This window comes from Lachnoclostridium sp., from assembly GCF_031997925.1.
GTDB lineage: Bacteria > Bacillota > Clostridia > Lachnospirales > Lachnospiraceae > Lachnoclostridium.
This window is the reverse complement of the sequence record NZ_DAMADT010000015.1, coordinates 53,243-60,413: the sequence shown is the minus strand read 5'-3', so window position 1 is coordinate 60,413 and position 7,171 is coordinate 53,243. Positions and strand designations below refer to the sequence as shown.

The window sequence follows — 7,171 nt, the reverse complement described above, 5'->3', positions numbered from 1 at the left end:
CCAAACTGATTACATGGGAAGTCTAGAATCACAAAGCCATCCTTAGCATATTTCTCATACATATCCTGTAATTTATCATACTGCGGTGTAAATCCACATTGTGTAGCACTATTTACAATAAGGAGTACCTTGCCCCTAAATTCTCCTAACGAAACTTTATTTCCTTCTACTGTACGAACTTCAAAATCATAAATACTCATATTTTTCTCCTATCTATCGATCCTTATCGATTATCACATGTTGATATGCCATACGTGCTCTTCTCACATTTGTTAAAACACGCGTTACGTTACTTTCTATTCTTATAATAATACCTTTATTTTATCTTCCATTTTTTCTGGTGTAGTTTTTGGTGCAAATCGTTCTACTACATTCCCGTTTCTGTCTACTAAAAATTTGGTAAAGTTCCATTTAATTTTTTCTCCTAATACTCCACTTTGTTGTGATTTTAAATAGGTAAACAGAGGTTCTTCCTTAATCCCATTGACATTAATTTTTGCAAACTGACGAAATGTAGTATTATATTTTAATTCACAGAAGCTTGCTATTTCTTCATTACTACCCGGGGCTTGATTCCCAAACTGGTTGCACGGAAAGTCTAGTATTTCAAATCCCAATTGCTGATATTTTTCATAAAGTGTTTGAAGGCTTTTATATTGAGGAGTAAATCCGCATTGTGTTGCAGTATTCACTATTAATAACACCTTACCGCGATATTCCTTTAATGAAACTAGATTGCCTTTTCCATCTTTTACATTGTATTGATATATACTCATAATTTACCTCCAATCACATTGCTTTGATATCACTTTTAATATTAATTGATAAAAATTGATTACCTTAAATTAGAAAATTTTTAATTTAAATTGATAGAATTTAATCATCAAACTTAAATTTTGCATTGCTCTAAATTAAATTGTTTACAATTTTTATAATTAGATTGTATACAATTAAATTTGTTCTGTCAATACTCTACACCAAAATTTTATTTTTTTTATACAACATACCTTTTTCCATAAGCTTTGGTTCTTTACACTATATTAATTTTATTTAGTACCTAGCCCCAAGATAACAATTCAAAAAAGAGCTGCTTTTAATAGTTAAGAGCTGTTGTAATAGAGATTTACAACAGCTCATTTTTATAATATTATTTTATTATTTTGAAACGCTCATATAATAAAGATTTACATTTGTATCCTTCTTCGTTATGGCATGGGAACCCGTTGATAAATTAAGTTCGAGAATACCATTATTAATTTTATAATCTGTTCCATCTACTGTAATCATTAGGTTACAATCTGAATTAAATACCAGTTTAAGTAATGAAGATGAAGCCGCTGTAAATGATATCTTTGTTGTGGATTCCATCTTTAAACAAGTAGTTAAAGTAAGGTTATTATAAACAACAGAACCCTTGGATGTTGACAGATTTCCTTGAATGTTATAGAAATTACTTGTTAATGCATCTGTAGTAAAGTTATGGACATAGGAATTCTGTGGAGCCGGTGTAACAGTTGGTACCGGAGTTGCGGTTGGTACTGCGGTTGGATTTGGAGTTACTGTTGGTGTTTGTGTTGGCTTTGGTGTAACTGTAGGTGTTACGGTTGGTACTGGAGTTATCGTTGGATTTGTAATCACAATCGAATTACCACCAACTTTTATTAAACCAGAACTATAATTTTTGATTGCATTCATCAGTACCGTATTAACACTGTCTAAGGTATCATCTACTGAATTATTAAAGGTAAACTTAAAGTCACCGCCGTTGGTTCTTCCTGCATATTTTGTAACTTTCGTTACTACATTCCCTGGAGCATCTGGTGTATAACTATACATAGAAGCATTTGTATCAAAATTATTGTAAGTATTTCCACCACTTACTGTCTTATAAGTACTTGCTACTTTTTCATTTCTGCTAGTTGCTAGATATGCATCGAATTCTGTAGCATTTTCCCCCGCATAAACTAATCTTGTTTCACCAATTACTGTGTTATTATAAGCCTTTATCATACCTCCTGCTTCGCCAGAGAAAGTACCCTCTTTTGAGCCATATACATCTGTTCCCTGAAGAGAGATTAACATCGGATATTTACAATTTCTAAAATAATTTGCTTCTACAAATACTGACGAACCTTGTGTTACTCCAACACCATACTTTGAATTTCCATCAAAATAATTATTATAAATATGAATTGTTCCTACACGAATACGTGGATGACGTGAATCCGAATGATCAAACCAGTTATGATGATAGGTAACAAAAAATTCTTTTGTATCACTCATTCCACATAAAGAAGATTTTCCAGAATCAAAAAAGTGGTTATATGCAATTGTTACATAATTAGAGAATCCCTTTATGTCACAGGAGCCATCACCTTTTACTTGATCTGCATCACTACCTGCAGCACCATAGAAAATGTCATTGTTATGTACCCAAATATTTTCATTGTTTGTATCAAGAGATATACCATCATCTGGGAAAAGCATCATTCCAAGATTTCTTACCTCTACATTATGTGCTTCTCTAATTAAGATTCCCCATCCATAGCAGGTAGCATCTTCTCCGACACCTTCTAGTGTCACATTATAACAGCCTTTCACCTGAAGATAGCCAGTGCTGTTAAGTCCTGATATATCACTTGCTGTAACCTTCCCAATGAAACGAATGATTAACGGTCTCTTGTCATAACCCTTTTGTCTTTTTGTTAGAACATCTGCTAATCCAATTGCTTTTGTTGTGCTTCCATTACTGCTTGTTATGACATCTAATGTAAGCGTATTCACAGTATCTTTTGTGACATAGATGATTTGTGAATTAGTAGGAACTGTTCCATCATTGTTATAACCGCCGGACCCCGTACCCATTGGTGATTGTGCCGCGAATGCAAAACCCTCGCGGACATGCTCTGAAACAGAAAGTGTTTGTGTTACCGCCATTGTAGTTGTTTCCTTATTATCAAAGAGAGGAACAACTTTCATTACGTAATTACCTTTTTTAAGTCCTAATACTTCTGCTCTACAGTAGGAAGAATACTGACGTATCAGTTCATTATCCACTTGCTTATACGCAGAATCAGATTCACCTGCCCCTTTGTAATACACATTGTAGCCACTTGCTGTTGTAACTGGTGTCCACTTAACATAGGCGGATTCCAGGCATCCTCCAGACTCAGTTAAAACTACCTGACTGCTTTCCACAGTTGCTGCTAAGGATGCGTTTCGATCTACTTGTGTATAAAATACTGTAGATGCTACTAACAAGCATGCAATTACTTTTGAAACCCCTTTTTTTGTAAACCACATAGATAAAAAACTCCTTCTCTTTATTATTATTGGCCATATATTGTAAGCTCTTACATATATAACCAACTATTCCCAATATATACTTCCAGATAATTACTTTCTATAGTTAATAAGTACTACGTGATATACTCTCAAAGTGCTAAGTGATAAGCCCCACCTCTTAGAAGTACTCCCACCTAAGAGGTGGGAGAATATTCTGGTAAGCATATAGATAAATTGATTTTATTAGTCCTTAGAAGTTTGTTATTCTCTATCTGTCTTGTCGTGATTTTATCTCCGTAAGTTAAACGTTAATAATAAAAAAGGATCTGATAAAAGTATCCTTTTGAGTAGCCCAAAAAGTTTTACTTTATCAAATCCTTAGTCTTGTTAATAGTATAGTAGCTTATTAATGTAGTTTCATACAGGAGCTTCTTAATGTAGCTTCCTAATGCAACTTCTTGATGTAGCTTCCTAATATAACTTCTTAATGCACCTTCTTAATCCACCTTCTTAATGTATCTTCTTAATGCAACTTCTTGATGTAGCTTCCTAATATAACTTCTTAACGCACCTTCTTAATCCACCTTCTTAATGTAACCTCTTGATGGAGTCTTTTGATAAGCTTTTTAATATAGCTTCTTTATATCCAATATAGTAATAAAAATACTCATGATATTTCTAATATTATAACATAGTATCTTTATTAATTAAGTTAACAACATCTCCAATTAAAAATTCACCTAAGTCTCCTTCTTCACGGTTCCACACCGATATTTTCTTACTCTCCATTTCCTTTTGTCCAATAATTAAAACATACGGTATCTTATCAAGCCTTGCCTCTCTTATTTTATATCCCAGTTTTTCACTACGGCTATCGAGACTAGCTCGTATTCCTTGTAGCTTTAATTCCTTAATAATATCTTTAGCATAGTCATTAAACTGCTCCGATACTGTTAACACCTTAACCTGTACCGGTGCTAACCAAGTTGGAAATTTGCCTGCATAGTGTTCAATTAGAATTCCAAAGAATCGCTCGATGGAACCAAATATAACACGATGAATCATAATAGGGCGATGGACTTCCCCGTCAGCACCAATATATTCTACCCCAAATCGGAGGGGTAACTGAAAATCTAACTGAATACTTCCGCATTGCCAAGTTCTTCCGATGGAATCTTTTAAATGAAAATCGATCTTAGGTCCATAAAATGCACCATCTCCCTCATTAATCAAGTAAGGAAGCTCCATCTCTTCCAAAGCCGTTTTTAATGCATTTGTTGCGAGTTCCCAGTCTTCCAAGGAACCAATACTGTTTTCCGGACGTGTTGATAGCTCGACATGATAGGTAAATCCAAATTTTTTATAAACCTCGTCTGTTAGACGGATAACACCTTTAATTTCTTCTTTAATTTGTTCTTCTGCCATAAAGATGTGAGCATCGTCTTGCGTAAAGCATCGCACTCTCATAAGCCCATGAAGCTGCCCTGACTTCTCATAGCGATGCACCAATCCTAATTCACCGAAACGAAGTGGAAGCTCCTTGTAAGAACGTGGTTTACTCCCATAAACAAGCATTCCTCCGGGGCAATTCATTGGCTTTATTGCATAGATGTCATCGTCAATATTAGTTAGATACATGTTTTCTTTATAATGATCCCAATGCCCTGATGTTTCCCATAATTTACGATTGAGTATCATAGGTGTTGATATTTCTACATAACCTTCTCGTTCATGAAGAGCTCTCCAATAGTCCAGTAAGAGATTCTTTATCACCATACCCTTTGGTAAAAAAAATGGGAAACCAGGCCCTTCCTCCATAAATGTAAATAACTCCAGTTCTTTGCCAAGTTTTCGATGATCCCTAAGTTTTGCTTCTTCCTGTTGCTTTAAATATGTCTCAAGGTCGGATTTTCTTGAAAAAGAAGTTCCATAAATTCTTGTAAGCATTTTATTCTCTTCCTTCCCTCTCCAATAAGCACCGGCAACCTGAGTTAGCTTTAAAGCCTTAATATAACTGACATTACTAAGGTGAGGCCCTGAACATAGATCAACAAATTCACCTTGCTCAAAAAAACTAATTTTCGCATTACATGGCAACTCATTCAATAATTCTAGTTTATATGGCTCCTCCTTCTTCTCTAGAAAATGGAATGCTTCTTCACGAGACAATATAAATTGTTGAAGGACGAGAGATTCTTCGATAATCGTCTTCATCATATCCTCAACTTTTTGAAGATGTTCTGCTGTAAAATTAAAGTCAAACTCAAAATCATAATAAAACCCTTGCTCAATCGACGGACCTATGGCACATTTCGTTGTTGGATATAGTCTTTTTACCGCTTGTGCTAATACATGTGCACTCGTATGCCAAAATGCCTCCCTTCCTTCCAATTCCTCAAATTTTCGTTCTACAATGGAACCATCCTTTCGTATTACTTTCATTTTCATTGCTCTCCTTTCAAAATTTGAATAAAAAGCATAAGAAAAGCACCCAAAAGAGCATGGTAATCTACCACTCTTAAGGGTGCAAATAATCCTACTGCACGGTTCCACCTTAACTTTTCACTTCAGATTCTATCAAATCCTATCCTTTAACGCAGGCATACGGTAGCACTTACTACGTTTCAGCGCTACAGCTCTGGAATGGTTTTCGTCTATCTTCCTTCATAAAAAACTCCCACCTAATGTTTTTCTCTCTGTATGTTTCCGATAAACTACTCTTTCCGTCATTGCTTTTCTTATGCTATTGAAGACATTATAATGATGAAAGTTAGATATGTCAAGATAACTTTTCATTATTATTTAAGATAGCTTTTCATTATTATTTAAGTTCCCTTCAATATTATATAAGAACCTTTTATTATATAAGTACCTTTTATTATATAAGTACCTTTTATCATTATTTAAGCTCCTTCGTCATTATATAAGTACCTTTCATCATTATTTAAGCTCCTTTCATCATTATTTATGAAAATTAACTGTTAGACTGTTTGCTCTCTAATAGTCTGTGGTTTATGGATTAAAAATACATTGACTATATTTCTTAAATAAGATATAATTTATATGACTATAAACACTTAAATAGTCATATGTAAATATAGGAGGTTTTTCATGCCGAAAGGATTCGCTGAGGAAGAGAAAAAAGTAATTACAGAAAAACTGATGAAAGAATGTAAATCGAGTTGGCAAAAATATGGCTACAAGAAAACCAGTATTGATACTCTTTGTAATGATGTTGGTATTTCTAAAGGGTCCTTTTATAATTTTTTTGATTCAAAAGAGGCACTCTTTTATCAAGTTATCAAAGACACGCAAAAACAACTTTATGAAAGTGTGGAAGAACGAATATCACAAAATCAGAGCAAATACGGTATTGCAGAAGCATTAAAAGAAATCTATTTGGAATACAGCAAAAGTAGTTTCATGTATGACACGAAAAATCCCGATTTTTTAAGTTTCTTTCATAAGCTAAGTGAACAACAACGCCAAGAATTAAACGACAACAGTTATATTAGTACAAAATATATGCTTCACAAGCCCTTCCTCTCCCTAAAAATTGATGAAGATTTAGCTATTTCTCTTTTGATGGCAATGCTATCTAGCATTTCTCAAAAAGATAATATGCTATGTGACGCAACAAAAGTTTTTGAATTTATGATTGATCATTTAATTAATGATATATTTGATTAGGAGGTACTAACCATGGAAAGATTAGATGTAAGGAAGCATACAAAAAAATATATGGATCTTGCAAAAAGAGCTAGTAGCGGATTATACCCAAACAAAAAGGTTGCAAAGATTGGTTCCACCATTGGTATGGGGTTAGGTGGTATCTTAATCTGTATTGGAATTTATGGTATAATACAAAGTACTGTTTTTGGCATGG

General features: G+C 33.9%; 6 protein-coding genes and 1 other annotated feature. Of the genes, 2 read left to right on the top strand and 4 right to left on the bottom strand.

Going from position 1 to position 7,171, the window contains the following annotated elements:
• The 4 genes from RTP52_RS11275 to thrS form a co-directional block, all read right to left on the bottom strand.
• On the bottom strand, nucleotides 1-200 hold a 200-nt coding region (locus RTP52_RS11275), incomplete at its 3' end, for a redoxin domain-containing protein (RefSeq protein WP_331661395.1).
• A gap of 102 nt (nucleotides 201-302) precedes the next feature.
• Nucleotides 303-776, bottom strand: a complete 474-nt coding sequence (locus tag RTP52_RS11270; protein ID WP_312371350.1) for a glutathione peroxidase — start codon at nucleotides 774-776, stop codon at nucleotides 303-305.
• A 379-nt stretch (nucleotides 777-1,155) separates the two neighbouring features.
• Complete coding sequence (locus tag RTP52_RS11265) at nucleotides 1,156-3,303, bottom strand: pectate lyase family protein (RefSeq protein ID WP_312371348.1); 2,148 nt, start codon at nucleotides 3,301-3,303, stop codon at nucleotides 1,156-1,158.
• A 666-nt stretch (nucleotides 3,304-3,969) separates the two neighbouring features.
• A complete protein-coding gene (thrS, locus tag RTP52_RS11260) occupies nucleotides 3,970-5,727 on the bottom strand; it encodes a threonine--tRNA ligase (protein ID WP_312371347.1) in 1,758 nt (585 codons plus the stop codon).
• 75 nt (nucleotides 5,728-5,802) lie between these two features.
• Nucleotides 5,803-6,024 (bottom strand) — a binding site (T-box leader).
• A gap of 372 nt (nucleotides 6,025-6,396) precedes the next feature.
• Between thrS and RTP52_RS11255 the strand changes: the two genes are divergently transcribed.
• Nucleotides 6,397-6,975, top strand: a complete 579-nt coding sequence (locus RTP52_RS11255) for a TetR/AcrR family transcriptional regulator (protein WP_312371345.1) — start codon at nucleotides 6,397-6,399, stop codon at nucleotides 6,973-6,975.
• 12 nt (nucleotides 6,976-6,987) lie between these two features.
• A partial coding sequence (locus RTP52_RS11250) for a hypothetical protein (protein WP_312371343.1) occupies nucleotides 6,988-7,171 on the top strand: 184 nt, incomplete at its 3' end.